21 protein-coding genes are annotated in these 25,354 nt (G+C 66.8%); 14 read left to right on the top strand and 7 right to left on the bottom strand.

The genetic code is table 11. The annotated features are described in order from the left end of the window. Nucleotides 1–14 precede the first annotated feature (14 nt). Nucleotides 15–275, bottom strand: coding sequence for a DUF4212 domain-containing protein (locus tag LV476_RS06300; protein ID WP_058574563.1), 261 nt, complete (start codon nt 273–275; stop codon nt 15–17). 166 nt (nt 276–441) lie between these two features. Beyond that, nucleotides 442–2,328 (bottom strand): DUF294 nucleotidyltransferase-like domain-containing protein, encoded by a 1,887-nt coding sequence (locus LV476_RS06295; RefSeq protein WP_250074502.1) that lies wholly within the window; start codon nt 2,326–2,328, stop codon nt 442–444. Between the two features lie 89 nt (nt 2,329–2,417). Between LV476_RS06295 and LV476_RS06290 the strand changes: the two genes are divergently transcribed. Beyond that, nucleotides 2,418–2,924, top strand: a complete 507-nt coding sequence (locus tag LV476_RS06290; protein ID WP_250074501.1) for a GlcG/HbpS family heme-binding protein — start codon at nt 2,418–2,420, stop codon at nt 2,922–2,924. 7 nt (nt 2,925–2,931) lie between these two features. On the opposite strand, the gene LV476_RS06285 is transcribed toward LV476_RS06290, so the two are convergent. Both LV476_RS06285 and trxA read right to left on the bottom strand, forming a co-directional pair. Next, complete coding sequence (locus LV476_RS06285; RefSeq protein WP_250074499.1) at nt 2,932–3,825, bottom strand: cation diffusion facilitator family transporter; 894 nt, start codon at nt 3,823–3,825, stop codon at nt 2,932–2,934. Nucleotides 3,826–3,856: 31 nt separating this feature from the next. Further along, complete coding sequence (gene trxA / locus LV476_RS06280; RefSeq protein WP_250074496.1) at nt 3,857–4,720, bottom strand: thioredoxin; 864 nt, start codon at nt 4,718–4,720, stop codon at nt 3,857–3,859. Nucleotides 4,721–4,916: 196 nt separating this feature from the next. Here trxA and parE point away from each other — a divergent pair, with 196 nt between their 5' ends. The 5 genes from parE to LV476_RS06255 all read left to right on the top strand — a co-directional run bounded on the left by parE (nt 4,917) and on the right by LV476_RS06255 (nt 14,196). Next, the gene (gene parE, locus LV476_RS06275; protein ID WP_250074494.1) at nt 4,917–6,821 is read left to right on the top strand and encodes a DNA topoisomerase IV subunit B; all 1,905 of its coding nucleotides are present in this window, start codon (nt 4,917–4,919) and stop codon (nt 6,819–6,821) included. A 105-nt stretch (nt 6,822–6,926) separates the two neighbouring features. Then, on the top strand, nt 6,927–8,606 hold the full coding sequence (locus LV476_RS06270) for an autotransporter assembly complex protein TamA (RefSeq protein WP_250074493.1): 1,680 nt from the start codon (nt 6,927–6,929) through the stop codon (nt 8,604–8,606). 26 nt (nt 8,607–8,632) lie between these two features. Further along, nucleotides 8,633–12,496, top strand: a complete 3,864-nt coding sequence (locus tag LV476_RS06265) for a translocation/assembly module TamB domain-containing protein (RefSeq protein ID WP_250074491.1) — start codon at nt 8,633–8,635, stop codon at nt 12,494–12,496. Nucleotides 12,497–12,641: 145 nt separating this feature from the next. Then, nucleotides 12,642–13,331, top strand: a complete 690-nt coding sequence (locus LV476_RS06260) for a zinc metallopeptidase (protein ID WP_250074489.1) — start codon at nt 12,642–12,644, stop codon at nt 13,329–13,331. Between the two features lie 94 nt (nt 13,332–13,425). Beyond that, nucleotides 13,426–14,196 carry an inositol monophosphatase family protein gene (locus LV476_RS06255; protein WP_250074487.1) on the top strand — a complete coding sequence of 257 codons (771 nt, stop codon included), beginning with the start codon at nt 13,426–13,428 and terminating at the stop codon, nt 14,194–14,196. Between the two features lie 90 nt (nt 14,197–14,286). Here LV476_RS06255 and LV476_RS06250 read toward each other — a convergent pair whose 3' ends face one another. Continuing rightward, complete coding sequence (locus LV476_RS06250) at nt 14,287–15,096, bottom strand: undecaprenyl-diphosphate phosphatase (protein WP_250074485.1); 810 nt, start codon at nt 15,094–15,096, stop codon at nt 14,287–14,289. A 147-nt stretch (nt 15,097–15,243) separates the two neighbouring features. Next, complete coding sequence (locus tag LV476_RS06245; protein ID WP_250074483.1) at nt 15,244–15,840, bottom strand: Maf family protein; 597 nt, start codon at nt 15,838–15,840, stop codon at nt 15,244–15,246. A gap of 111 nt (nt 15,841–15,951) precedes the next feature. Here LV476_RS06245 and LV476_RS06240 point away from each other — a divergent pair, with 111 nt between their 5' ends. From LV476_RS06240 to LV476_RS06205, 8 genes are all read left to right on the top strand, one after another. Further along, nucleotides 15,952–16,518, top strand: a complete 567-nt coding sequence (locus LV476_RS06240; protein ID WP_250074482.1) for a YceD family protein — start codon at nt 15,952–15,954, stop codon at nt 16,516–16,518. Between the two features lie 99 nt (nt 16,519–16,617). Further along, nucleotides 16,618–16,803 (top strand): 50S ribosomal protein L32, encoded by a 186-nt coding sequence (gene rpmF / locus LV476_RS06235; protein ID WP_250074479.1) that lies wholly within the window; start codon nt 16,618–16,620, stop codon nt 16,801–16,803. A 120-nt stretch (nt 16,804–16,923) separates the two neighbouring features. Beyond that, the gene (plsX, locus tag LV476_RS06230; protein WP_250074477.1) at nt 16,924–17,946 is read left to right on the top strand and encodes a phosphate acyltransferase PlsX; all 1,023 of its coding nucleotides are present in this window, start codon (nt 16,924–16,926) and stop codon (nt 17,944–17,946) included. Continuing rightward, the gene (locus tag LV476_RS06225; protein ID WP_250074475.1) at nt 17,943–18,917 is read left to right on the top strand and encodes a beta-ketoacyl-ACP synthase III; all 975 of its coding nucleotides are present in this window, start codon (nt 17,943–17,945) and stop codon (nt 18,915–18,917) included. The genes plsX and LV476_RS06225 overlap by 4 nt, the downstream gene beginning before the upstream one ends. 29 nt (nt 18,918–18,946) lie before the next feature. Further along, nucleotides 18,947–19,414 carry a CYTH domain-containing protein gene (locus LV476_RS06220; RefSeq protein WP_250074473.1) on the top strand — a complete coding sequence of 156 codons (468 nt, stop codon included), beginning with the start codon at nt 18,947–18,949 and terminating at the stop codon, nt 19,412–19,414. Nucleotides 19,415–19,577: 163 nt separating this feature from the next. Next, nucleotides 19,578–20,204 (top strand): response regulator, encoded by a 627-nt coding sequence (locus LV476_RS06215; protein WP_250074471.1) that lies wholly within the window; start codon nt 19,578–19,580, stop codon nt 20,202–20,204. Between the two features lie 24 nt (nt 20,205–20,228). Further along, nucleotides 20,229–22,070 carry an excinuclease ABC subunit UvrC gene (gene uvrC, locus LV476_RS06210; protein WP_250074470.1) on the top strand — a complete coding sequence of 614 codons (1,842 nt, stop codon included), beginning with the start codon at nt 20,229–20,231 and terminating at the stop codon, nt 22,068–22,070. A 143-nt stretch (nt 22,071–22,213) separates the two neighbouring features. Then, complete coding sequence (locus LV476_RS06205) at nt 22,214–24,550, top strand: mechanosensitive ion channel domain-containing protein (protein WP_250074468.1); 2,337 nt, start codon at nt 22,214–22,216, stop codon at nt 24,548–24,550. A gap of 80 nt (nt 24,551–24,630) precedes the next feature. Here LV476_RS06205 and LV476_RS06200 read toward each other — a convergent pair whose 3' ends face one another. Beyond that, entirely contained in the window at nt 24,631–25,221 is a 591-nt protein-coding gene (locus LV476_RS06200; RefSeq protein WP_250074466.1) for a Tll0287-like domain-containing protein, read from the bottom strand. Between the last annotated feature and the right edge of the window lie 133 nt (nt 25,222–25,354).

Raw genomic sequence — 25,354 nt, 5'->3', positions numbered from 1 at the left:
TGGCTCCTGCTTTATTAGTCTTCGGCGACGCCGAATTTTTTATCGATGGCATTCATGCGCCAGGCGTAGAAGAAGATCAGCACCACGAAGGTGAAGATCGAGCCCTGTTGCGCGAACCAGAAGCCCAGCGGGTAACCGCCCAGCGAGATCTGGTTGAGCGTATCGACCAGCAGGATGCCGAATACGTAGGACACCAGGAACCAGACGACCAGGCAGCCGAACAGTACCTTCAGGTTGGCGCGCCAGTAGTCGGCGCGATTGGATGAGTGCTCCATGAGAGGCTCCTTGGGGTTTCGGTCGGATCCGAACGATTTTAGTTTTCCATCTCCAGCCAACATCCCGTCGCGCGCCATCAGGCGAGCGCAACAGAGGATGCCGACGAAGCGTAAGCGTACTGGAAGCGTGGGGGGAAAGTGAACCTTTGGTGCGCGCCAAAGGCGCTTACAGCTGGTAGGCAATGGCCAGATGGCGCTGAAGTTTGCGGGCGATGCGAAACGATTCCTTGAGAAGGCGCTGGGTCAGGCCGTCGAGCTCGTCCGGGTCGATCAGGTTGTCGGGGTCCTCGCCGCGCACGATCTGAGCGTGCTGGTGGCGCAGCCGTAGTCGCTGGATGAAATCGTAGGCGGCGGCCAGATCCTCGGCTGGCAGGGCGCGCTCGGGCACCAGCGCCAGCCGCTGGTCGGTGCGCGTGGCCGGCGAACCTTCGGCGAGTGCCTCGATGCGAGCGGCGTCGACGAACGGCGTGGCGCCGTCGGTCTTGATGTCGATGCCTCGCTGTCCCTGACGTTCGCGCGTACGAAAGCCGCCGAACAGGGTCAGCGGTGGCTGGTTGCGCATGGCGTTGGCAGCGAGCTGGCGGCGGAAGCGACTGTTCTTGCGGGCCGGTTCCCGCCAGGCTTCGGCCCAGCGGTCGAAAAGCGCCTCGCTGCCGGCGAGGCCGCGGGCGTCGAAGAAGATGGTGGCTTTGAGCAGGTGTTCGGGGGTGCCCTGGTCGATCCAGCCGCGGAAGCGTCGGCTCCACTCCTCGAACGACAGGCAAAGTTCCGGGTTGCCGGCCATGATGTTGCCCGGGCAGAGCGGGTAGCCCAGCTGGTCGAGTGCCTCGTTCACGCGCCGGGCCAACGGCAGAAGCAGGTCGCGAGCGGATTGTTCGTCCAGCGGTCCGGCAAACACCAGGCCGTTGTCCTGATCCGTTGCCAGGGTCTGCTCGGACCGGGCCTCGCTGCCGAACGTCAGCCAACACCACTCCAGTTCCGGTGGCAGGGGCGCATCCTCGAAGGTAAGCGCGATCACCCGCCGGGTAATGGCGTCATTGATGCCCGACACGATCCGGCTGATGGGGGCGAACCCCGAGCCGGATTCCAGCAGTGCGCCGACGATGCCGGGCACCTCGCGGCGGATGACGGCAAGCGACTCGATGTCCCCTGCACGCCGGATGCGCTGATGCATCAGGCCCGGTGTCATGGCGTTGACCCGGTACAGGTCACCTTCGTCGAGCACTCCAAGCGGTTCATTGCCGGCCGAGTCGGTGACCAGCAGGTGATGAAAGCCGTGTTCGGCGAGGCTGACGGCTGCCTCCAGCAGCGAGGTGTCGGCATCGATGCTGACCGGATCGCGCGTCGCGATCTCCGCTAGCGAGCGATCGTGGCCTTCCTTATGAGTCAGGCCACGGAAGGCCAGATCACGCAGGGTGACGATGCCCCAGCCCGAACCGAGGCGCACGATGATCGCCTCGCCGCCGTGGCCTTCCAGAGCGCGAGCCGCCTGGTCGAGCGGCGTGTCGCCGTCCAGTCGCAGAGGCTCGCCTTCCAGGCGTGAGCGGATGGGCGTGGTGGGGTCGAGCAGCGCCCCGGAGCCGCCCAGACCGGCGGTGTCTTCCTCGCCCACCGGGCCGCGCGCGAGCAGGTGGCCGATGCGGCGGGTGCAGAAATCGTCGAAGGCCTCGCTTTGTTCCCGCAAGCGCCGGAAGGCATCGACCGGTATCGCCACCGCCTCGCCGGGAGCGGCAACGCGCTGGATCGTGCTGACCGGGCGCTGCTCCATCAGGGCGCCCAGGGGGAAGGCATCGCCGCGACCCAGTGACCAGACCGGCTGTCCGTCCGAGCCGCCGGCCAGGCCATCGACGCGCCCGGCAAGCAGCACATAGAAGGTGTCGGGTGCCCCCATGCCTGGCTCGAGCAGCACCTCGCCGCGCTCGAGCGGCCGGATACGGGCTTCCGGGATCACCCGTTCGAGCAACTCGGGCTCGATGTGGTCGAAGGGAGCGATCTGCCGCAGGGCCTCGATCGGGTTGCGGCTATCGGCATCGTTTCGCTGGGCGTCACCCATGACTGACTCCGTGCAATGGTCCGGGCGGCTATGCTCGGCCTGTCCGTTTCGACAACCATAGCGGAGGTTCGGTCATGTGGGGAGGGCGAATGTACCCGTTGGCGCTGATGCTGGTCTGTCTGCTCACGGCATCGGTTGGTCGCGCCGAGAGCAATGCTGACGGCGCCGGCGATGTGGTGACGGCCGAGCGCATCGGCATGGGGCTGGCCGCGGACATCGCGGAGGAGGCGGTGGCGGCCTGTGCCGGGCAGGGCTACGCGGTCACCGCGGTGGTGGTCGACCCGTCGGGTGACCCGCAGGTGATGATGCGCGCGACGCATGCGCCGCGCTTCACTCGCCAGATTGCCGCCGACAAGGCCCGCGCGGTGATTCTCTCGGGCATCGACTCGGGCGCGTTTCGCGCCAATCGTGGTGACATTCGCCAGGAGATGAACCACGTCGACGGGGTGCTGATGCTCGACGGGGCGGTGCTGATCGAGTCGGCCGGCTCGACCATCGGGGCGCTGGGGGTAAGTGGTGCGCCGGGCGGCGACAAGGATGCCGCCTGTGCTCGTCAGGCACTCGATGCCTTTTTCGAGCGCCTGCAGTTGCGCTGATGGAACGTCAGCCGTCGATCGGGCATGGGAAGGTGCCGCGCTCGATCTGTACCGTGGCGTGCCGGATGTCGAAGCGTTCGTCGAGTGCCTCCTGCAGGTCACGCAGGAAACGGTCGCCATCCATCGGTGGTTCGGGCATTACCAGATGGACGCTAAGCGCCGTCTCGCGGGTGGACAGCGCCCAGACGTGCAGGTGGTGATGGTCGCTCACGCCGGGCAGGTCACTGAGGTAGCGATCGACCTCGTCGAGATCGACACCGGCCGGTACGCCATGCAGGATCAGTTGCAGGGCGCGGCGACTCAGTTCGAGGGCCGGGATCAGGATCACCAGGCTGACGAGGATGCTGAGTGCGGGGTCGATCCAGGTGAGGCCGGTCAGCAGGATCAGTAGGCCGGAGAGCGCGACGGCCACCGAGACCGCGGCGTCGGCGGCCATGTGCAGGAAGGCGCCTCGCAGGTTGAGGTCGTGCTTCTGCTGCGCCATCAGCAACCACGCAGTCCCCGCGTTGACGAGGACGCCGGCCAGCGCGACGGCAATCACCAGCATGCCGTCGACCGTCGGCGGGTCGAGCAGGCGCATGCCGGCCTCCCACAGGATCCACAGCGAGGCGAGGATCAGGGTGATGCCGTTGATCAGGGCGGCCAGCACGGTGCTGCTGCCCAGCCCGTAGCTGAATTGCCGGTCGGCCAGGCGCCGGCTCAGCCGGTTGGCGCCCCAGGCCAGCACCAGCCCGAGCACGTCGCCGAGGTTGTGGGCCGCGTCGGCCAGCAGGGCCATCGACTGCCCGAGAATGCCGGCCACCGCCTCGATCATCACGAAGCCCAGATTGAGCGCGATGCCGATGCCCAGCGCGCGGCCGGCGTGATCGATCAGCTCATCGGGGGCGTGGTGCTCGTGCATGGTTTAGCCGCCGGACGGTCGCACCAGCGCGTCAGTGCAGCAGGCCGAACATCTTGCGCCGGAACCGGCGGGTGAGGGGGTGCTCGGCACCGAGCAGCTCGAACAGGTCGATCATGCCGCGGCGGCCGGCGTCGTCGTTGTAGGAACGGTCGTGCAGCATCATCTGATAGTACTGCTCGAGCGCCTCCTCGTGGTCGTTGCGCAAGGCGAGCTTGGCGGCGAGTGCCTCGCGTGCCTCCATGTCCTTCGGATCGGCCTCGATCCGCGAGCGCAGCTCGTCCTCCGGCGGACCGGAATGGGCCGAGCGCGCCATGCCGATACGCGCCTTGAGCTCGCGCACATCGTCACGTGCCGCGGCGTCCATCGGCAGGGCCTCGAGGATCTGCCAGGCCTGGTCGAAGTCGCCCTCGGCGGCAATCAGGTCGGCCAGGTCCAGCAGCACCTCGACATTGCCGGGCTCCTGCTGGTTGGCCTGCTTGAGCAGATCCATCGCCTGCTCGATGGCGCCCGCGGCGCGCACCTGCTGGGCCTCGCGGCGCAGCTTGTCGATTTCGGACAGCACGTGGCGGGCGATGAACTCGCGAATCTGCCCCTCGGGCAGGGCGCCCTGGAACTGGTCGACCGGGCGGCCACCGACGAACATCATCACGGTGGGCAGGCTGCGCACGCCGATCTGCTGGGCGAGCTCCTGCTCGGCCTCCGTGTCGACCTTGGCGAGCTTTACCTGGCCACCCATGTCCTCGACGATTTGCGAGAGCAGCGGCATCAGCTGCTGGCAGGGGCCACACCACTCCGCCCAGAAATCCACCAGAACCGGTGTTTCGTGGGAGGCCTCGACCACCTTGTCGTGGAATTCCTGGGCAGTGACGGAAAAGACGTGTGCGCTCTCGCTCATGGTCAGCTTGTCCTCGTGTCGGGATAGTGAGACTGCCGCTGGACATGGCGGCGCCCGGGGCGGATTTCAACCCCGGTGTCACGCGCCGGGCGGGGGTGTACACTTTGCAGCGAGCCACAGGGGCTCGCTTCGACGGCCTGCCGGACGCCTTTCGGCACTCGCGGGCATCATTCTCAAGGGAATGTACGACTGAATTATGGCTGAACGATCCGACTATACCGCCGGCTCGATCGAGGTGCTGACCGGCCTCGATCCGGTAAAGAAGCGCCCGGGCATGTACACCGATACCTCGCGCCCCAACCACCTGGCGCAGGAGGTGATCGACAACAGTGTCGATGAGGCGATCAGCGGATACGCCGGATCGATCGACGTGGTCGTGCACGAGGATGGCGCCCTGTCGGTCTCCGACGACGGCCGCGGCATGCCGGTGGACGTGCATCCGGAGCACGGCATCTCCGGGGTGGAACTGATCCTCACGCGTCTGCACGCCGGCGGCAAGTTCTCGGACAAGTCGTACCAGTTTTCCGGCGGCCTGCATGGCGTGGGCGTCTCGGTGGTCAACGCCCTGTCGACCCGCCTGGTGGTGGACATCAAGCGTGATGGCAAGCTGCACCGGATCGAGTTCGCCCACGGCGACGTCACCCGGCCGCTGGAGGTCATCGACACGGTCGGCAAGCGCAACACCGGTACGACGCTCACCTTCTGGCCGGACACCAGCTACTTCGACCAGCCGCGTTTCAACATGGCCCGGCTGCGCCACGTCTTGCGCGCCAAGGCGGTGCTCTGCCCGGGGCTCAAGGTCAGCCTGACCGACCAGGCCAGCGGTGAGCGCGAGGACTGGTGCTATGCCGACGGCCTGCGCGACTACCTGCTCGAGAGCGTGCGCGACCAGGAGGTGCTGCCGCCCGAGGGCTTCGTCGGTCACATGAAGGCACCCGATGGTGGCCGGGCCCAGGAAGTTGCCTGGGCGGTGGTCTGGGCCACCGAGCCGGGCGAGGGGCTGACCGAAAGCTACGTCAACCTGATCCCGACCCTGCAGGGCGGCACCCACGTCAACGGCCTGCGCCAGGGGCTGACCGAGGCGATCCGCGAGTTCTGCGAGTTTCGCAGCCTCCTGCCGCGCGGGGTGCGCCTGTCGCCGGAGGACGTCTTCGACCGGGTGCGCTTCGTGCTCTCGGCCAAGTTGCACGACCCCCAGTTCGCCGGCCAGACCAAGGAGCGGCTCTCCTCGCGCGAGTCGGCCAGCTTCATCAGCGGCGTGGTCAAGGACGCGCTGTCGCTCTACCTCAACCAGCACCCGGATGTGGGCGAGAAAATCGCCCAGATCGCGATCGAGTCGGCCCAGAGTCGCATCAAGAGCGAGAAGAAGGTCGCCCGCAAGCGGGTCACCAGCGGCCCGGCGCTGCCCGGCAAGCTGGCCGACTGCGCTTCGACCGACCTCTCGCGCACCGAGCTGTTCCTGGTCGAGGGCGACTCGGCCGGTGGCTCGGCAAAGCAGGCCCGCGAGCGCGACTTCCAGGCGATCATGCCGCTGCGCGGCAAGATCCTGAATACCTGGGAGACCGACCCGGCCCAGGTGCTCGCCAGCCAGGAGGTGCATGACATCGCCGTGGCCCTTGGCCTCGAGCCGGGCTCGGACGATCTCTCCAAGCTGCGCTACGGCAAGGTCTGCATCCTCGCCGATGCGGACTCGGACGGCCTGCACATCGCGACGTTGCTCTCGGCTTTGTTCCTGCGCCACTTCCCCTCCTTGGTGGACGCCGGTCACGTTTTCGTCGCCATGCCACCGCTCTACCGCATCGACATCGGCAAGGAGACCTTCTACGCACTCGACGAGCATGAGCGCGATGGCATCATCGATCGCCTCGAGGCCGAGAAGCGCCGCGGCAAGATCCAGGTGACCCGCTTCAAGGGCCTGGGCGAGATGAATCCGGTACAGCTGCGCGAATCGACCCTTGCCCCGGCCACGCGCCGTCTGGTGCAGCTAAAGGTCGAGGGTGATGACACCATCGAGGTGTTCGACATGCTGCTCGCCAAGAAGCGTGCGGCCGACCGGCGTGCCTGGCTGGAGCGTAACGGCGACCTCGCCGAGGTGGTGTAGTTGGTCGCGCCGGGTCGGCGGTTGCCGTCCCGACCGCGTCCCGGCGCGGCCTGCCTGGCTGCAGCGTTGCTGTTGGGCGGGCTGGCGTCCGGGATGACGGGGGCGATGGCTGCGCCCACGCCGCAGCTGCAGCTGACGGGGCTGTCGGAGAAAGATCTGGTCACCAACGTCGGCCTGTCGGTTCCCCGGATCGGCTTTTCGTGTCAGGCCGGGACCGCCCAGATCCGCCGCTATCTCGACTCGGCCGCCGAGGCCGCCGAAGAGGCTCTGCAGGCCTACGGGCATTTCAATGCGCGCATCCGCACCTCGATCCAGTCGCGGGAGGATTGCCGCGACCCGGCCCTCGACATCGATGCCGGCCCGGTGACAAAGATCGAGTCGGTCAGCATCGAACTGCCGACGGCGATCGAGTCGCTCGAATCGGTCGAGACCTTCCTCGAGGACAACCGGCCCGAGGAAGGCGAGCCGCTCGACCAGGCGGCCTACGATGCCTTTCGCGACGGGTTGCTCTCGCGGGTGCAGAAACAGGGCTATCTCGATGCGCGCTTCACCACGCGTGAGTTGCGGGTCGACCCGGAACAGCAGGCGGCGCGGATCAAGCTGGCCCTCGATCCGGGGCAGCGCTATCGCTTCGGCGAGGTGACCATCGAGCAGTCGATCCTCGAGCCGCAGCTGGCGCGGCGCCTGGTCGGCGTGCCGTCGGGGACGCCGTACACCAGTGCGGACCTGCTGGCGATGAACCAGAACCTCACCGGCACCGAGTACTTCGAATCGGTCTCGGTCCGGCCGCGGCTGGACGAGCGCGAGGATCTCGAGGTGCCGGTCGACATCACCACGCGCCGTAACGCGCGCACCTCCTACGAACTCAGCGCCGGCTATGCCACCGATGTCGGTCCGCGTGTCGGGGCCAAGGTGACGCGTCGCTACGTCAACAAGCGTGGGCATCAGTGGGCGGCGCGTACCCAGCTCTCGGCGATCGAGCAGCGCATCGACACCACCTACACCATCCCCCGCGCCGCCGATCCGCTGCGTGAGCGCTACGACATCTACGCCCGAGCGACGCGCGAGGACAACAACGACATCCTCACCACCGCAGCGGCGACCGGCCTGCAATGGGCGTACGAAGGCGATCGCTGGACCCGGTCGCTGTTCACCGAGTACCTGCTCGACCGCACCCGCTACGGCGACGAGCCTCCCGAATCGAACGGCTTCGCCATCCTCGGCGGCCGGCTGGGGTACGACGGGTTGGACGATCCGCTCTTTCCCAGCGAAGGGGTGGTGGTCGACGTCTCGCTGCAGGGGGCGGCCGAGCCCGTGCTCTCGGCGACGAGCTTCGTCCGTGGGCACCTGTTCGTCGGCGGCTATCTGTCGCTGGGCCGCTGGATCTTCGCCGGGCGGGGCGAGGCCGGCATGATCGTGACCGACGAGTTCGACAAGATGCCGCGCTCGCTGCGGTTCTTCACCGGCGGCGACCGTTCCGTGCGCGGCTACGAGTACGAGTCGCTCGCGCCGGAGAACGAAGACGGCACACTGATCGGCGGCAAGTACCTGCTGGTCGGCAGCGTCGAGGCCATGTACCCGGTGGTCCGCGATGACTGGTATGTCGCCGCCTTCGTCGATACCGGCAATGCCTACATCGATCCCCAGGCGGAGCTCAAGACCGGTGCCGGGCTGGGCGTGCGCTGGCGATCCCCGGTGGGCATGGTCCGCCTCGACGTGGCGCAGCCGCTCGATGGCAGCGATGGCTTGCCGCGGTTGCACCTCGGGCTGGGGGCCGCGTTTTGAACCGGGGTCGGAGGCTGTTCACCCTGTTGGTCTGGGCTCGACGCGTGGTGCTGGTCATTGGCTGGTCGGTCGTGCTCGCCACGCTTCTGTTGCTGGTCGGGTTGTGGTGGCTCACCTCGACGCCCAGTGGCGTGCAGTGGGGTGTCGCGCAGGCCGAACGCCACCTCGGCGCCCTCACGGTCGACGAGGTGTCCGGTACGCCCTGGCGCGGCATGCGTGTCGCCGGTCTCTCCTGGACACCCGAGCAGGGCGCGAACCTGAGATTCGAGGCGGCAAGCCTGCAGGTCGATCCGGGTGAGCTCTGGCGGGCGCGGTTGCACATCCCGAAGTTGTCGGTCGACGGGGCCGAGGTCGAACTGCCGCCTGCTCCGGAGCCGAATGCGACCGATCAACCGGCCGGTCTGCCCGCGATCCCGCCGATTGCCATCGACCTCGAACAGTTTTCAGCCAACCGTGTCGTGGTTCGCCAGGGCGAGGCGCGCTATGAACTGGTCGAAGCCCGTCTCAGTGCCGGCCTGGAGGCTCGTGATCAGTCCCCGCAGCTGTCCATGCGGCTGCAGGCGCTCGACCTGCGCCTGCCCGACTCACTCCGGGTGAACGGTCGGGGCGAAGTGGCCGCCGGTCTCGCCGGCGAGATGCCGCTGACGGCACGCCTGGACCTGCTGGTCGACCATCCGCGCGGCTGGCTGAGCGGGCCGATAACGGCCGATGGCTCGATCCGCGACGGGGTGACATTGACTCCGCGCCTGGCCTGGATCGGTACCGACGGTGTGCCGGCATCGGTGTGCGGGCGGATGGTGCTCGATACCGAGCGGCTCGATCTCGAGTCGCTGCGGGTCGATTCGCTTGGTGGCCACCTCGATTTGCGTGGCGAGGCGCGCTGGGCACCGCGCTGGTCGTTCGATCTGGTCGGCGAGGCGCGCTCTCTGGACCCGGCATGGGTCGAGCCGTCGCTGCCCGGCACGCTGGACTTCGATCTCGATGCCCACTTGGAGGCCGCCGACGGCTGGCTGCCGGCGCGCGGCAAGGTGCTGTTGTCCGGGCTGACGGGGCGTCTCGCCGGCGAGACGCTCGACGACGTGACCCTCGACCTGCGCGCAGAACAGACGCGGGCGACCGCCGAACTGAGCGGCTCCGCGGCCGGCGGCCAGCTGGCGTTTGATGGACACCTGACCCCCGAGCGCACGTTTGCCGCCGAGTGGCAGATCGATGCGCTGCCGATCGCGGGCGGAGATGAAAAGCACGGGGCCATGCGTCTGGCCAGTCGCGGTCGACTCGACGGCCAGCTGCCCGACTGGCGCCGCAAGCTGACGATTGATGACTGGATCGAGTCGAGTCGCGTCGACCTGCAAGGCGGGGTGTTGCGCGTCAGCGAGCATCGCGACGGCCAGGTGGCCCGATCGGCCGAGGCGCGCCTGATCGGTCGGTTGGATGGCGGTCGCCTGTCGGTGGGGCAGTTGGCGCTCGATGCCCCCGGTGGCGAGCTGGCGGCGAGTGGCGATCTGATGCTCTCGTCCGACTGGGCCCGGTGGCGTATCGAGGCCCTCGAGGCCGGATTGTCGATCCCCGATCTTGCCGACTTGCCCTGGGATCTGGTCGACCGTCTGCCCGGCGTGGACCTGGCAGCGCTTCGCCCGCAGACAGCCAGAGGCAAGATCAACATGGACGTAGAGGCCGCCGGTCCGCTGGTCGCACCTCATGGCCGACTCGATCTTGATGCCAGGGGACTGCAGTTGGCCGGCTACCGCCTCGAACGTGCCCAGACCGTCGTGCGCCTCGATCCGCCGTCGGACGAGGCGCCGGCGGATCGTCCGGCGCAACTGTCGCTTGAGGCGGTCGGCCTGCGATCCACGGCGGGCGGGCCACCGATCTTCGACCGGCTGGCCGTCGAGCTGGCCGGCCGGCGCACGGACCATCGCTGGATGATCGACATCGAGGGCGCGGCGGATGCCCACATCGAAGCAAACGGTGGCTGGCGAGAGGGCGCCTGGCGGGGACAGCTTGCCCGTTTGACGCTGGAGTCCCCCTGGGCGGGGGGCTGGCGACTCCCCGCGGCGGCGGACATGCTGCTCTCGCCGTCGGCGCAACGGATCGACGGTTTGTGTCTCAAGTCGACGGTGTCCACCGCCGACGGGTCGGTGTGCCTTGATGCCGAACGGCAGGATGGCCGTACGCAGGCCAGCATAAAGGGCGATCTCGGTCTGCAGACCCTGTGGGCGCAATGGCGCGGCGATGCCCCGGCCAATGTGACGTGGGCCGGTCGGATGCGGCTGGATGCCGAGGCTGATCTCGGCCCGGACGGGCGGATGGCGGATCTGTCGCTGGTCCTTCCGGCGAGCGAACTGCGCATCGATAATGCAGGCGGAGAGAGTGACGAGCCGGAGGCGGTTACCTACCCCGAGACGCGCCTGACGGCCCGACTTGCCGATGAGCGGGTCAAAGCCGCGTTGTCCGGCGGCGTGGAGGACTGGTTGATGGTCGATGGGCAGGGAACGATCGGGCTGGCCGACCGCAGTCTCGATGGCAACGTGTCTCTCCGGCAGGCCGACCTTGCCCGGCTGTTCACCTTGGCCGACCGTCTGGTCGGGCCGATCCAGACCCCGGTGAGCGACGTGACCGGCACGCTCGGCGGCGAAATGACGCTGAGCGGTAGGCTGGACGCTCCGCAACTGGCAGGGCGTCTAACCGGTCGGGGCCTCGGTTTCTCGTCGCTGCCGACGGGCACCTCCTATCGGGACGGGCGTGTCGAACTGCGCATCGACGAGGCGGGCCAGCTCGAGCTGACCGGTTCGCTGCTCGGCGAGGCCGACACGCCGCCGAAGCCCGTCTTCGAGGGGCGGCATGTCACCGAGACGGCGATGCCGGCCAGTCGCGGACGCATCCAGCTCGACGGCTCCGGGCATCTCAGGGCCCTCGACGACTGGCGGTTCTCCGCCACCTTGGGTGGCGAGGCCATCCCGCTCCTGCGTCTACCCAGCCTGGCGCTGGATGCCCGGCCGGACCTCGAAGGCGAGTTCACGCCGTCGGGCGGGCGGTTGTCGGGCAGCATCCATGTGCCGCTGGCGATCGCGAACGTCGCCCGGCTGCCCGAGAATGCCCGCCGCAATTCCGAGGACCTGGTGATCGTCGGCAAGGAACCGGAGCCAAGGAAGGCCGGCTATCCGTTGACCGGCGACATCAACGTGGTGCTGGGCGACTCGGTGAGCCTGCGAGGCCAGGGGCTGGCAACGCGCCTGACCGGCGGAATGGAGATGCGCCTGCGGCCGGAACAGCCGGTCGGCGCGTTTGGCGAGATCCGGCTGGTCGACGGGCGTTACGAGGCCTACGGCCAGACATTGATGGTCGAACGCGGGCGGCTGACCTTCGCCGGTCCACTGACGTCACCGGGACTGGATGTGGTCGCGACCCGGAAGATCGAGGACGAGCAGGGCACGGTCGTCGGGTTGCAGATCGTCGGGCCGCTAGAGTCGCCGGAGACCGAGGTATTCTCGCGGCCGCCGACCTCCCCGAGCAATGCCCTGTCGCTCCTGCTGACCGGTCGGGAGTTGTCCGCCGGCAGCGATGCCGATGCCTCGCTGCTCCTGAACGCCATTGCCGGGCTGGGCATTCGGCAGGGCGACCAGATGGCCCAGCAGGTGCGCTCGGTGTTCGGCATCGACGAGATCGGCTTCACCACGTCCGGTGGCGCCGAGGGCGCGCGCTTGAGCGTGGGCAAGCGCATCGGGGAGAATCTACTGGTCCGTTATGCCGTGGGCGTATTCGACGGAGTCGGCGAAGTGATCACGCGTTATCGCATCAACAAGTTCCTGCACCTGGAGCTCTCCAGCAGTGCCCAGTCGCAGTCGGGCGACCTGATCTATCAGATCGACCGTGGACGGCCGGAGGACTGATGGGTACCTCGAGAAATCTGTTGCGCCACCCGATTGCAGCGTCGCGTGCTCACTCACTCCTCGCCTATCGGTTTGATATGTCTCGTCATTCGCTCCGCGGCTCCTTGCACTCGGGCGGCTCTCGACGGTTTTTCGAGGTACCCTGATGGGCGTTGGTTTGTTGATCGGCCTGGGCCTGATGGCCGCGCTCTCCTACCTGCCCGGCTGGTGGGTCGGTCGGGTGATGCGCCGTCACAGCCAGCCGGCCGACCGTTTCGATTTCAGCGGCGCGGATCTCGCCCGCTACCTGCTCGACCGCCACCACCTCGAGTACGTCAAGGTGGAGAAGACCGATTCGGGCGATCACTACGACCCGTCCGACCGGGCGGTGCGCCTGTCATCGGCCCACTTTGCCGGGCGGTCGCTCACGGCGATCACGGTGGCCGCGCACGAGGTGGGTCATGCCCTGCAGGACGCCGAAGATTACCCGCCGTTCCAGCGCCGCCAGGAGGTGGTCGAGCGCACCCAGTGGGCGCAGCGGATTGCCGGCTGGATCCTGCTGGCCATCCCCGTGGTCTCGGTGATCCAGAAGGGGCCGCTTGCCGGCCTGATCATGTTCGCCGCCGGCGTGATGACCATGGCCGTGCCGGTGTTCGCCCATCTGGCGACCTTGCCGACCGAGCTCGACGCGAGCTTCAACCGGGCCCTGCCGATGCTCAAGGAGACCGGCCTGCTCAAGCGCGCCGATCGCCGACCCGCCCGCCGCATCCTGCGTGCGGCGGCCTTCACCTACGTCGCCCAGGCACTGTCATCGCTGATCAACGTCTTCAAATGGCTGCGCGGCATGCGCCGCTGAGCCTCACGCTCCGGTCGAAACGGGTCTCGGGTACAATGCCGCCCATCACGCCGAGATCCGGCAGGAAATCCAGATAAAAACCAGGAAACGCGTCATGCAGAGCCAATACCTCGAAACCGCCCTTGCCGCCGCGCGCGCGGCCGAAGCCGTCGTTCGTCGCTACTGGCAGCAGAACGTGGAGATCGAGATCAAGGAGGACGCCACGCCGGTGACGGTCGCCGATGTGGAAACTGAGAAGGCGATCAAGGCGGTCATCCTCGATGCCTTCCCGGAACACGGCTTCTACGGCGAGGAGACCGGCAAGACCAAGCCGGAGGCGGAGTTCACCTGGCTGGTCGATCCGATCGACGGCACCAAGAGCTTCGTGCGCGAGTACCCGTTCTTCTCCACCCAGATCGCGCTGATGAAGGGCGACGAGCTGATCCTGGGCGTCTCCAGCGCGCCGGTGTTCGGTGAATACGCCTACGCGGAAAAGGGTGGTGGCGCCTTCTACATGGACCAGCAGGCGCGTGTCTCGACGATCGACTCGCTGGCCGATGCGACCCTGTCCGTGGGCAACCTCGCCACGCTGGCACATCAGCCGGTCGGCTGGGCAGGTCTAGCGACGCTGGTCACCGAGGTCAACCGCACCCGTGGCTACGGCGACTTCTACCACTACCACCTGCTGGCGCGCGGGGCGATCGATCTGGTGGTCGAGTCGGACGTCAACGTGCTCGACATTGCCGCGCTGTCGGTCATCGTGAAGGAGGCTGGTGGCGTGTTCACCGATCTCGAGGGCAACGGCGTCGGTCTGGATACCACGACGGTGTGTGCGGCGGCCACACCCGAGCTGCACCAGATCGCCCGCAAGCGTCTCGGGTACTGATCCCGAGGCCAGCCGGCGCATCGATACAGGAAAAGCCCCCGGCTGCTGACGCGGCCGGGGTCTTTGGTTTTCGTGCTGCGAATGGGCGGGTCAGCCGGCCGTCGGCCAGAAGTACCACAGGATCAGCGAGCCGAACACGATCCGGTACCAGGCAAAGCCCTTGTAGGTGTGCGTGGCGATGAAGCGCAGCAGGAAGCGGACGAAGATCAGGCCGCTGACGAACGAGGCGGCCAGGCCCACCGAGAGCATCATCAGGTCCTCGGCCTCGAGCAGGTGCCAGTACTTGAGCAGCGAGTACAACGTCGCGGCCAGCATGGTCGGGATGGCGAGGAAGAAGGAGAATTCGGTGGCCGCCTTGCGTGACAGGCCGAAGATCATGCCGCCCATGATGGTGGAGCCTGAGCGCGAGGTGCCCGGAATCAGGGCGAAGCACTGCATCACGCCGACCTTGAGCGCGTCCATGGCGCGCATCTCGTCGACGGTCTCGATACGCACCGGCGGTTTGAAGTGCTCGACCAGCAGGATGATTACACCGCCGACGATCAGCGCCATCGCGACATAGAACGGGTTGAACAGCACCGCCTGGATCCACTGGTGGGCCAGCAGCCCGACGATGGCCGCCGGGATGAAGGCGATCAGCAGGTTGACCGTGAACCGCTGCGCCTTGCGCTCGCGCGGCAGGCCGCGGGCCGTCTGCCAGAGCGTGTCCCGGTAGTGCCACATCACCGCGAGGATCGCGCCCAGCTGGATGAAGATCTCGAACACCTGGGCGTTGGTGCCGTGATAGCCGAGCAGGTCCGCGGTAATGATCAGGTGGCCGGTGGAGGAGATGGGCAAGAATTCGGTCGCGCCCTCGACCAGGCCGAGAACGAGTGCGGTCAGCCACTCGGGAAGCAACATGGGACAGGGGTCTCCTCAGGTCCGGGGTTCGTCACGCGCCGTGGCGTGAACACACAAGGCGGGCAGGATAGCGCATTCGGCTGATGTTTCGTTGACCGCGGCAGGTCGTCGGGATTCCCTGCTGGAAACAGTGGAAAAGCGTTCTGGTTACGTCGCGGCAAGGGGGTCGATGCCGACCTCGCGCAGCAGGCGCGCGGTCGCGATCAGTGGCAGCCCGAGGATTGCGGTCGGGTCGCGGCTGTCCATCCGCTCGACCAGGCTGACGCCCAAGCCTTCCGAGCGCATGCTGCCGGCGCAGTCGAACGGCTGCTCGATCTCGACGTAACGGGCGATTTCGTGGCCGGTCAGTCTGCGCATCTGTGCCTCGACCGTTTCCTGCCAGTCAAGCCGCTGGCCGTTCGGACCGACCACGCGTAGTGCGACATAAAACCGGATCGTCTGCCCGGCGATTTCGGCCAGCTGGCGGCGGGCCGTGGCGGCATCACCAGGTTTGCCGAGGATGCCGCCCTCCCAGGCAAGCAACTGGTCCGAGCCGAGCACCGTGGCACCCGGGTGGCGCTCGGCGACCGTGTCGGCCTTGAGTTTTGCCAGGCGCAGGCAGGCCTCGCCGGGCGTCTCCTCGGCGAGGATGGTCTCGTCGACGTCCGCCGGGTCGATGCGGTAGGACAGTCGCAATCGATCGAGCAGCGCCCGGCGCGTTACCGATCCCGACGCGAGCACCAGGCTGGGTTGGGTGTGTGGCATTTTGTTTGGCGAAAGTATGAGAAGCCGGTAAACTTAGCGGATTAAGATTCCCGCTTGCAAGACGGGTGGCGCGTGGCTGATCGCCGCGCCCTGCCGGAGCAGGATATGTCGATGCCGACTGATGACCGCCAGAATACCGACCGGCAGCTGACCGTGCCACTGGATGTGCGTGCGGCGTGTCGGTCGGGCGCGGTCGAGACGGGCGAAGTGCCCCTGGCGGCATTGCCGCGGTGCCGGGACATGGCGCCAGACGGCGGGCAGCTGGCCTATCGGGTAGGCTTCTTCGAGTCGCAAGGGGTGCAGCCGCTGGCGGCCGAGGTGCATATCGAAGCGGCCCTGGCCCTCGAGTGCGCGCGTTGCCGGCAGACGGTGGTCACGCCGGTCACGTCGACATCGCAGATCCGGTTCGTGTTCAGCGAGGATCAGGCCGAGCACGTCGAGGCGGAAGCCGAGCCGGTCATCCTCGGTCGCGAGGGGCGGGTGCGGTTGCTCGACTTGCTCGAGGACGAGGTTTTGATGTCCGTCCCGCTGATGCCGGTCCACGATCAGCCCTGTGCAGAGATTGCGGCAGGGCAGGCGTACGAATCCGGCGAGCTGCCCGAGCCGTCCGGCGAGGAACGGGAAAACCCGTTCGCCGCGCTGGCGGCGTTGAAGAAGGATCCGGGCGGGGATCAGTAGATAAACAGCCGTGGCGCGACGTCGCCACGGCGGCAAGGAAAACGTGAAAGCTAGCAGGCGCGCCCCGGCGCGTCTTGATCATTTTGGAGGTAGAAAACCATGGCCGTTCAGCAAAACAAGGTTAGCCGCGCCAAGCGCGACTCTCGCCGTGCCCACGACAGCCTGAAGAAGACCCAGCTGTCCATCGACCCGACCAGTGGCGAGACCCATCGTCGTCACCACGTTACCCCGGACGGTTTTTACCGTGGCCGTCGTGTCGTGACCAAGGCCGGCGAAAACGCCTGATTTTCATTGCCGACCACCTGCCCGTGGCCCGCATGGCGGGTGACGGGGCCGTTCGCGTCGTGATGGCGGCAAGGCGGATGGTGCCCTGACGGGCGGGTTGCGGCCAGCCAAGGGGCGTTGATGAGCAGCCAGATCGCAATCGATGTGATGGGCGGCGACCATGGACCGGAAGTGACGGTCCGTGCTGCCGCCCGTTTTTTGTCACGCCACCCGTCGGCAAACCTGCTGCTGGTTGGCGATCAGGCCACCATTGAGCAGCAGCTCGCCGCGCAGCACGGTATCGATCGTGAGCGCATCGAGATCGTTCACGCCGACCAGGTGGTTGCGATGGACGAGTCGCCGGCGATCGCGTTGCGCACCAAGAAGCGCTCCTCGATGCGCCTGGCGATCGACCTGGTCAAGGACGGGCGTGCCCAGGCAGCCGTGAGCGCCGGCAATACCGGTGCGCTGATGGCGACGGCCAAGTTCGTCCTCAAGACCCTGCCGGGCATCGAGCGCCCGGCGATCTGCACCGCACTGCCGAACGAGTCGGGTCATACCCACGTGCTCGACCTGGGCGCGAACGTCGATTGCGACGCCGAGCACCTGTTTCAGTTCGCCGTGATGGGGTCGGTGCTCGTGGAGGCCTTCGACGAGAACCCGGCGCCGCGTGTCGGGTTGCTCAACGTCGGTGCCGAGGCCATCAAGGGCAACGATACGGTCAAGAGTGCCGCCGAGCGGCTCGAGTCGGGGCCGGTCAACTACATTGGCTTTGTCGAAGGCGACGATATCTACAAGGGCGGCGTCGACGTGGTGGTCTGCGACGGTTTCGTCGGCAATGTCGCCCTCAAGAGCAGCGAAGGGGTGGCGAAGATGATCAGCCATTTCCTCCGTCAGGAGTTCAAGCGCGGTGTGCTGTCCCGGGTGGCCGCACTGATGGCGATGCCGGTGCTTGCCCGCCTGAAGAAGCGTGTCGACCCGGGCCGCTACAACGGCGCCAGCCTGCTCGGCCTGCAAGGCATCGTGATCAAGAGCCACGGCGGCGCGAACGTGGACGCCTTCGGCAATGCCCTGGACGTGGCCCTGCGCGAGATCGAGAAGGACGTGCCGCGCCGTATCGACCAGCGCCTGGAAAAACTGCTGCAGGAGCGCTCGCAGGCATGATCCACTCGCGCATCACCGGTACCGGTAGCTACCTCCCGGAACGGGTCATGACCAATCATGACCTCGAGCAGATGGTGGACACCTCGGACGAGTGGATCCGCGAACGCACCGGCATCGAGCAACGCCATATCGCCGCCGACGGCCAGTTGACCTCCGATCTGGCCGAGCCGGCGGCCCGTCGCGCGCTGGAGGCGGCCGGCCGGGTTCCCGAGGAGGTCGACCTGATCATCGTGGCGACCACCACGCCCGACCGGACCTTTCCCTCGACCGCCTGCCTGTTGCAGCAGAAGCTCGGCATCCACGGCCCGCCGGCGTTCGACGTGCAGGCGGTCTGCACCGGCTTCGTCTATGCCCTGTCGGTAGCGGACAAGTTCATCAAGACCGGCGCTGCCCGCTGCGCGCTGGTCGTCGGCGCGGAAACGCTCTCGCGCATCGTCAACTGGTCCGACCGCAATACCTGTGTGCTGTTCGCCGACGGTGCCGGCGCGGTGGTGGTCGAGGCCTCGGACGAGCCGGGCATCATCCGCACCGACATCCATGCCGACGGCAGCTACGAGTCGCTGCTCACCACGGTCAAGCCCGACCCGGAAACCACCGACCCCGAGCGCCTCGCCGACGGCACCGCCTTCATCGAGATGCGCGGCAACGAGGTGTTCCGCATGGCGGTCAACACCCTCGGGCGCATCGTCGACCAGACCATGGAGGCCGCCGGCATGAGCCCGGACGAGATCGACTGGCTGGTGCCGCACCAGGCGAATATCCGCATCATTCAGGCGACGGCGCGCAAGCTCGGCATGTCGATGGATCGGGTGGTGACGACGGTTGGCCAGCACGGCAACACGTCGGCGGCCTCGGTGCCGCTGGCGCTGGACGTGGCCGTGCGCGACGGACGCATCAAGCGTGGCGACGTGATCCTGACCGAGGCCTTCGGTGGCGGTTTCACCTGGGGATCGGCGCTGCTGCGTTACTGATCACCCGCGAACCCCTTGGGGAGACTTCGATGGCGAAGGAGATCGAGCGCAAGTTCCTGCTCGCCAGTGAGGCCTGGCGAAACGAAATCGACCGCTCCGAGCGCATGGTGCAGGGCTACCTCAACGACGAAGGGCCGGTGTCGGTGCGGGCCCGCATTGCCGGCCCGCGGGCGTGGCTGAATATCAAGAGCCGCACGCTGGGCATCTCGCGCGACGAATTCGAGTACGAGATCCCGCTGGCCGACGCCGAGCGGATGCTGGATCACCTGACCACCGGCCCGGTGATCGACAAGACCCGCCATTTCGTCCGGCATGGCGGCCACCTGTGGGAGATTGACGAGTTTCACGGCGAGAATGACGGCCTGATCGTCGCCGAAGTGGAGCTCGCGCACGTCGATCAACCCTTCGACCAGCCCGCCTGGCTAGGTGAAGAGGTGTCGCACGATGCGCGTTACTACAACGTCTCTTTGGTTAAAAATCCGTACAGTCAGTGGTAAATTGCCGGTTGGGTAGAACGTCGCCCCCTGCGGGGAGCGGCATGAGTGAGACCGAGGGGCCGGGCGGAGGAACGATGCCGGGCCGGTCGTCTTCCGGGCAGACGGTGAGGAAACGACACGGGCTTGTCCGCATCGAGACGAAGGGTTGCCAATGATTCGGGTCATGATTATTGATGATCACACGATGGTGCGCGCTGCGATCAGTCATCTGATCGGCGGCGTGGGCGACATCGAGGTGGTCGCCGAGGCCGACAGTGGCGAGCGGGCCCTGGACAAGCTCCGCTCCGACGATATCGACGCCATCCTGTGCGATATCCACATGCCCGGCATGGGCGGTTACGAATGCCTCAAGCGGGCACACCAGTCCTACCCGCGCCTCGGCCTGGTGGCGTTGACTGCCGAGGCCGATGTGACGCTCGCCCGGCAGGTGCTCGAGAGTGGCGTCCACGCCTACGTCACCAAGGATGCCGACCCCGAGGAGCTAATCAACGCCATCCGCAAGGCCGCCCTGGGTCAGCGTTTCATCTCCAGCCGGATCGCGCAGGAGATCGCGCTGCAGAACGGCCGCAGCGAGGAGGATCCCTTCGAGGTGCTCTCCGGCCGCGAGCAGCAGGTGCTGCGCATGATCCTCGACGGCAAGAACAACACCTCCATCTCCGATGCCCTCTGCGTCAGCCCCAAGACCATCAGTACCTACCGCGCCCGCATCCACGAGAAGCTTGGCGTGAGCACCGACATCGACCTGCTGCGCCTGGCGGTCAAGGCCGGCCGCACCGTCCTGTCCGCCTGATTCGCCGACGCTCCCCGGCTGCCGATGACCGACCGGTTTGATTCCAAGGCCTTCCTGGCCTCCGTGACCGAACGCCCGGGCGTCTACCGCATGCTCAACGCCGACGGCGAGATCCTCTACGTTGGCAAGGCGCGCAATCTCAAGAATCGGCTGTCGAGCTACTTCCGCGGCACCCCGAAGGCGATCAAGACCCGCCGACTGGTCGAGCAGGTTGCCGACGTCGAGATCACCACGACCCAGACCGAGGCCGAGGCACTGCTCCTGGAGAGCAACCTGATCAAGGCCCATCGGCCGCGCTACAACGTCCTGTTGCGCGACGACAAGAGCTACCCCTGGATCTACGTTTCCACCAACGACCGCTTTCCACGGCTGGCCTACCACCGTGGCTCGCGCAAGCGACCGGGGCGCTATTTCGGGCCCTATCCCTCCGCCGGCGCGGTGCGCGAGACACTCAACCTGCTCGAGAAGGTCTTCAAGGTGCGCCAGTGCGAGGACAGCGTGTTCAAGAACCGCTCGCGACCCTGCCTGCAGTACCAGATCGAACGCTGCAAGGCGCCCTGCGTGGCCTACGTCGACGAGGCCGAGTACCGCCAGGACGTCGAGGACACCATGGCCTTCCTTGGAGGTCGCAGCCAGAAGCTGATCGACGACCTGGTTCAGCGGATGGAGCAAGCTGCCACGGACCTCGACTTCGAGAAGGCCGCCACACTGCGCGACCAGATCGGCATGCTACGGGCGGTCAGTCAGCAGCAGGGCATCACTGGCATGTCCGGCGATGCCGACGTGATCGCCCAGATCAGCGAGCAGGGTATGACCGCGGTCGGGGTGGCCACCATCCGTGACGGCCGCCACCTCGGCACCCGGCATTTCTTCCCGGATGTGCCGGCCGACGCCGATCCCGGCGAGGTAATCAGCGGTTTTCTGGGGCTCTACTACAGCGAGCACGAGCTGCCGCGGCGCATCCTCTGCGACCGGCTGCCCGAGGATGCCGAGTGGCTTGCCGGCATGTTCACCGAGCAGGCTGCACACCGGGTCGAGCTGATCGAGCCCAAGCGCGGCAAGGCGCGTGCCTGGCTCGAGGATACCCGTGAGAACGCCCGCATCGCTCTGGCCGAGCGGCTGGTTAGCCGCCGGGGGCTGACGCGGCGTTTCGAGGCGCTCGGGGAGTGGCTCGCAATGGAGCGGATCGAGCGTATCGAGTGCTTCGACATCTCGCACACCCAGGGCGAACTCACTGTCGCGTCCTGCGTGGTGTTCGGCCCCGAAGGTCCGCGCAAGGATCAGTACCGCCGGTACCACATCGAGGGCATCGCGGGTGGTGACGACTATGCCGCCATGCATCAGGCCCTGTCGCGGCGTTTCGATCGCGCGGTGCGCGAATCGGGCGTCCTGCCAGACGTTCTCTTGATTGATGGCGGCAAGGGCCAGCTGGCCCAGGCGATCGACGTGCTCGCCACGCGCAATCTGACTGATCGCGTGCGGGTTATCGGGGTGGCCAAGGGGCCGGAGCGGCGCCCCGGCGAGGAGACCTTACTCCAGCCGCTGCCGGACGCGCCGGGTCTATACGCCGAAGACAACCTCAGCCCGCATGACCCGGCCCTGCATCTGATCCAGCAGGTTCGCGACGAGGCACACCGCTTCGCTATTACCGGCCATCGCGCGCGCCGACAGAAAGCACGCACCCAATCCGATCTCGAGCGTATTCCCGGCGTCGGCGGAAAGCGTCGCCAGGCGCTGTTGAAACACTTCGGCGGTATCCGTGGGTTGAAGAATGCCAGCGTCAGCGAGCTGGCCAAGGCACCCGGCATCTCGCCAACACTCGCGACCCGTATCCACGAATGGTTCCATGAGGGTGGGTCCGCCTGACGGAAACCCCCGATGCCCCGCGCGACGTCACCTCCTGGTGCGTCCACGCGCCTGAGGGCCACGTCGTTTGCTAGGCTTTAGCCTTTCGTTCACCCCCATAACCCCTATCGGAGCCCGTCCGCATGCCGCGAGTGCCTGTCGCCATGTCTGTTTCCTTCCGTCGTCTACTGTATTGGCCGTTGCTGGTCGGTCTGCTGTTTTCTCTGCTGGCGTCGCCGGTCATGGCGCAGTCGGCGGGTGGTGCGGGTACCCAGGCGGACGGCGGTGCGTCGGCATCCGGAGACCAGGCCGACTATGGCGCCTTGGTCGAGCTGCTCAAGGATCCGCAAAAGCGCGATCAGCTGATTGCCGAGTTGGAACGACTGTCTTCCGGCAGCGGCGAGTCGGCCGGCAGCGGGGCCAAGGCTGAAGAGAGTGACGGCACGTCGGCTGGCGTAAAGGGGGCGGTGTCCCACGTGGTGGGTCCTGTCTCCGAGAGCATCGGTGAAATGGCCGGCGCAGCGGGGCGGCTATTCGACGGCGATGTATCAATCGATTGGCTCGCCGTGGGCCAAATTGCCTGGCGGGTCGTGGCGGTGTTGGCACTCGCCTATCTGGTGCTTGCCCTCGGCCGTCTGCTCTTACGGGGGTTCTGGCGGCGGCTGGAGCGCTACGCCCAGACAACGACGGCCCGTCACCGGCTGTTTCGTGTCGGTCTGGCCGTGCTCGTGAGCCTAGTCTCGGGCGTGGTGCTGGTCGCACTGGCCTATCTTGCGTCCCAGGCGAGCGTATTGTGGCTGGCGGACGGTGATGAACGGATAGAGGGCGTGCTCGCGCTGGCACTCGAAGCCTTTATCGTCGTCGAACTGGCGCGCCTCGTGATCAAGGTGGCCTTCGCCCCCGCGTTGCCGGGGCTGCGGCTGTTTCCCTTGTCCGAGGAGGATTCGCGCTTCTGGTCGCGCTGGTTGTCCCGGGTGATCTGGTTGACGGGCTATGCGGGGATCATGCTGGTGCCGGCGATCCAGGATGGCGGACATGACGATCTGGCGCGAGCCGTGGGCTGGACCGCCGCGCTCCTGGCGCTGGCGTACACCTGGGGGCGGCTGTGGCGTGCGCGGCACATGGTCCGCGAGGCACTGGTGGCCCGCGCCGATCGTGCCGAGCGGGCATTGTCCTCTTGGGCGTTGCGGCTTCTCGGTGGCACCTGGCACTGGTTGGCGATGCTGTATGCGCTGGGTGTGTTCGTGGTCGCCATCGTCCGCCCGGGCGAGTCGCTGCCCTTCGTGGCACTCGCGACCTTCAACACCGCGGTCATCGTCGGGGTGGCGATCTTCGTCGCGGCGATGCTCACGCAGTGGATCGGTCGGGGCGTGCCGGTGCCCGACAGCCTGCTCGCGCGTATGCCGACGCTACAGTTGCGTCTGAATACCTACGTGCCGCTGATTCTGCGGATCATTCGTATCGTGATCGGGCTGGTGGCGTTCTTCGGCGTGCTCTGGGCCTGGAACCTGGCAAACGTGTTCGCCTGGTTCGCGAGCGAAGGTGGTCGTTGGCTGCTGTCGGCAAGCATCGACATCGCTATCGTGCTGTTCATCGCGCTGATCGCCTGGCTGGTGGCCACCGGACTGATTGAGGCCAAGCTCAACAGTGATGCCGGGATGCCGTCGGCGCGCATGCAGACCCTGCTGGCCCTGTTTCGCAATGCCATTGCCATCGCCCTGATCACCGTTACCGCGATGATCATCCTGTCCGAGGTGGGCGTGGACATCGGGCCGCTGCTTGCCGGCGCCGGGGTGCTTGGGCTGGCGATCGGCTTCGGGGCGCAGAAGATGGTGCAGGACGTGATCACCGGGGTCTTCATCCAGATCGAGAACGCGATCAACACCGGTGACGTGATCACCGCCGCCGGGGTGACCGGAACGGCGGAGCGGCTGTCGATCCGCTCGGTCTCGGTCCGCGATCTCGCCGGGACGGTGCATGTCATCCCGTTTTCCTCGGTGGACATCGTCTCCAACTACATGCGCGAGTACGCCTACCACAAGGCCGAGTACGGCATTGCCTATCGCGAGAACATCGATGACGCCGTCGCCGAGCTCAAGGCCGCCTATGAGGAGCTGGCGAACGATCCGGACTACAAGGATCACCTTCTCGACGGTATCGAGATTCCCGGCGTCACGGCACTGGCGGACAGCTCGGTCAACATCCGCGTGATGATCAAGACCACCCCCGGGGACCAGTGGTCCGTGGGTCGTGCCTACAACCGCCTGGTCAAGATGTACTTCGACAAGGCGGGCATCGAGATCCCGTTCCCGCACACCACGCTGTACTTCGGCGTGGACAAGGACGGCACGGCGCCACCGGCCAACCTGCGCATGCTGGACTCCCGCGAGGCGAAGGCCGAGAACGAGAGCGAGGACCAGTCCTCCGGCAAGAAGCGCAAACCGGATGGCCCGGGTGGTCATGTGCCCGACGCGGACGACGTCGACCAGCCGGAGACGTGACCGTTCGGTCGGCCCGATCCGCAATCAAAAACGCCGACGGCATCGTCGGCGTTTTTTTGGCTGGGGAAACAGCGGGGCGTTCAGCCGTCGAGCGGAGCGGTGATCGAGAAGCCGCCGCGAATGTCGCCCTTTTCGAATCCGGTCGCCTGGTCCTCGGGGTACAGCTTGTCGATTTTCGCCTTGAGGTCCGGGTCGACATTCGTGCCATGACAAGTCAGGCAGACTTCCTGGGTGCCGATCGCCTTCATGTAACGCAGGCGCTTCTCGCCCTCGACGGTCGTCACCTCATGCCACTCGATCGTCTTGGGTGACTCCCCGTCGGCCCGGCGGGCCTCGAAGTCCTTCAGCACGGCAAGCTCCCAGTTCGTCGGCGGGGTCGCGCGCGGCTTGAGGCTGGTGCGGCGCAGGGTGAAGCCGGTCTCCTCGCTCAACTGCGCGGCGATCTCGGGTGCTCGCTCGTGACAGACGGATACGGCCGCCATGGGGCCACCCTGCTTCATGGCTGCCTGCAATTCGCCCTTGAGCGTCTTGCCGAAGGTCTGCGCCGCCTGGCGGTATTCCTGCAGCTGCTGGTCGACCGGTTCGGCTGCCTGGGCGGACAGGGCGGCGACGCCCGAGAGGGCGAGCGTGGCGACAAGCAGGCGACGGGTCGGTTGCTGGGAAAGGGTCATGCACGTTCTCCTTGGCGTTGGTCGAGGTTCCGTACGAGGGGGATTCGCCTTACGTATAAGCCAGCCCGACGTTGGGTGCAATGCGAATGGCCAGACGAAAAAAAGGCCGGTCGATGCGACCGGCCTTGCTGGC

The sequence above is a fragment of the Guyparkeria hydrothermalis genome (assembly GCF_023555385.1).
GTDB classification, from domain to species: Bacteria; Pseudomonadota; Gammaproteobacteria; order Halothiobacillales; family Halothiobacillaceae; genus Guyparkeria; species Guyparkeria hydrothermalis_A.
Note: the sequence above shows the minus strand (reverse complement) of the source record. Positions and strands in the feature narration are given on the sequence as shown.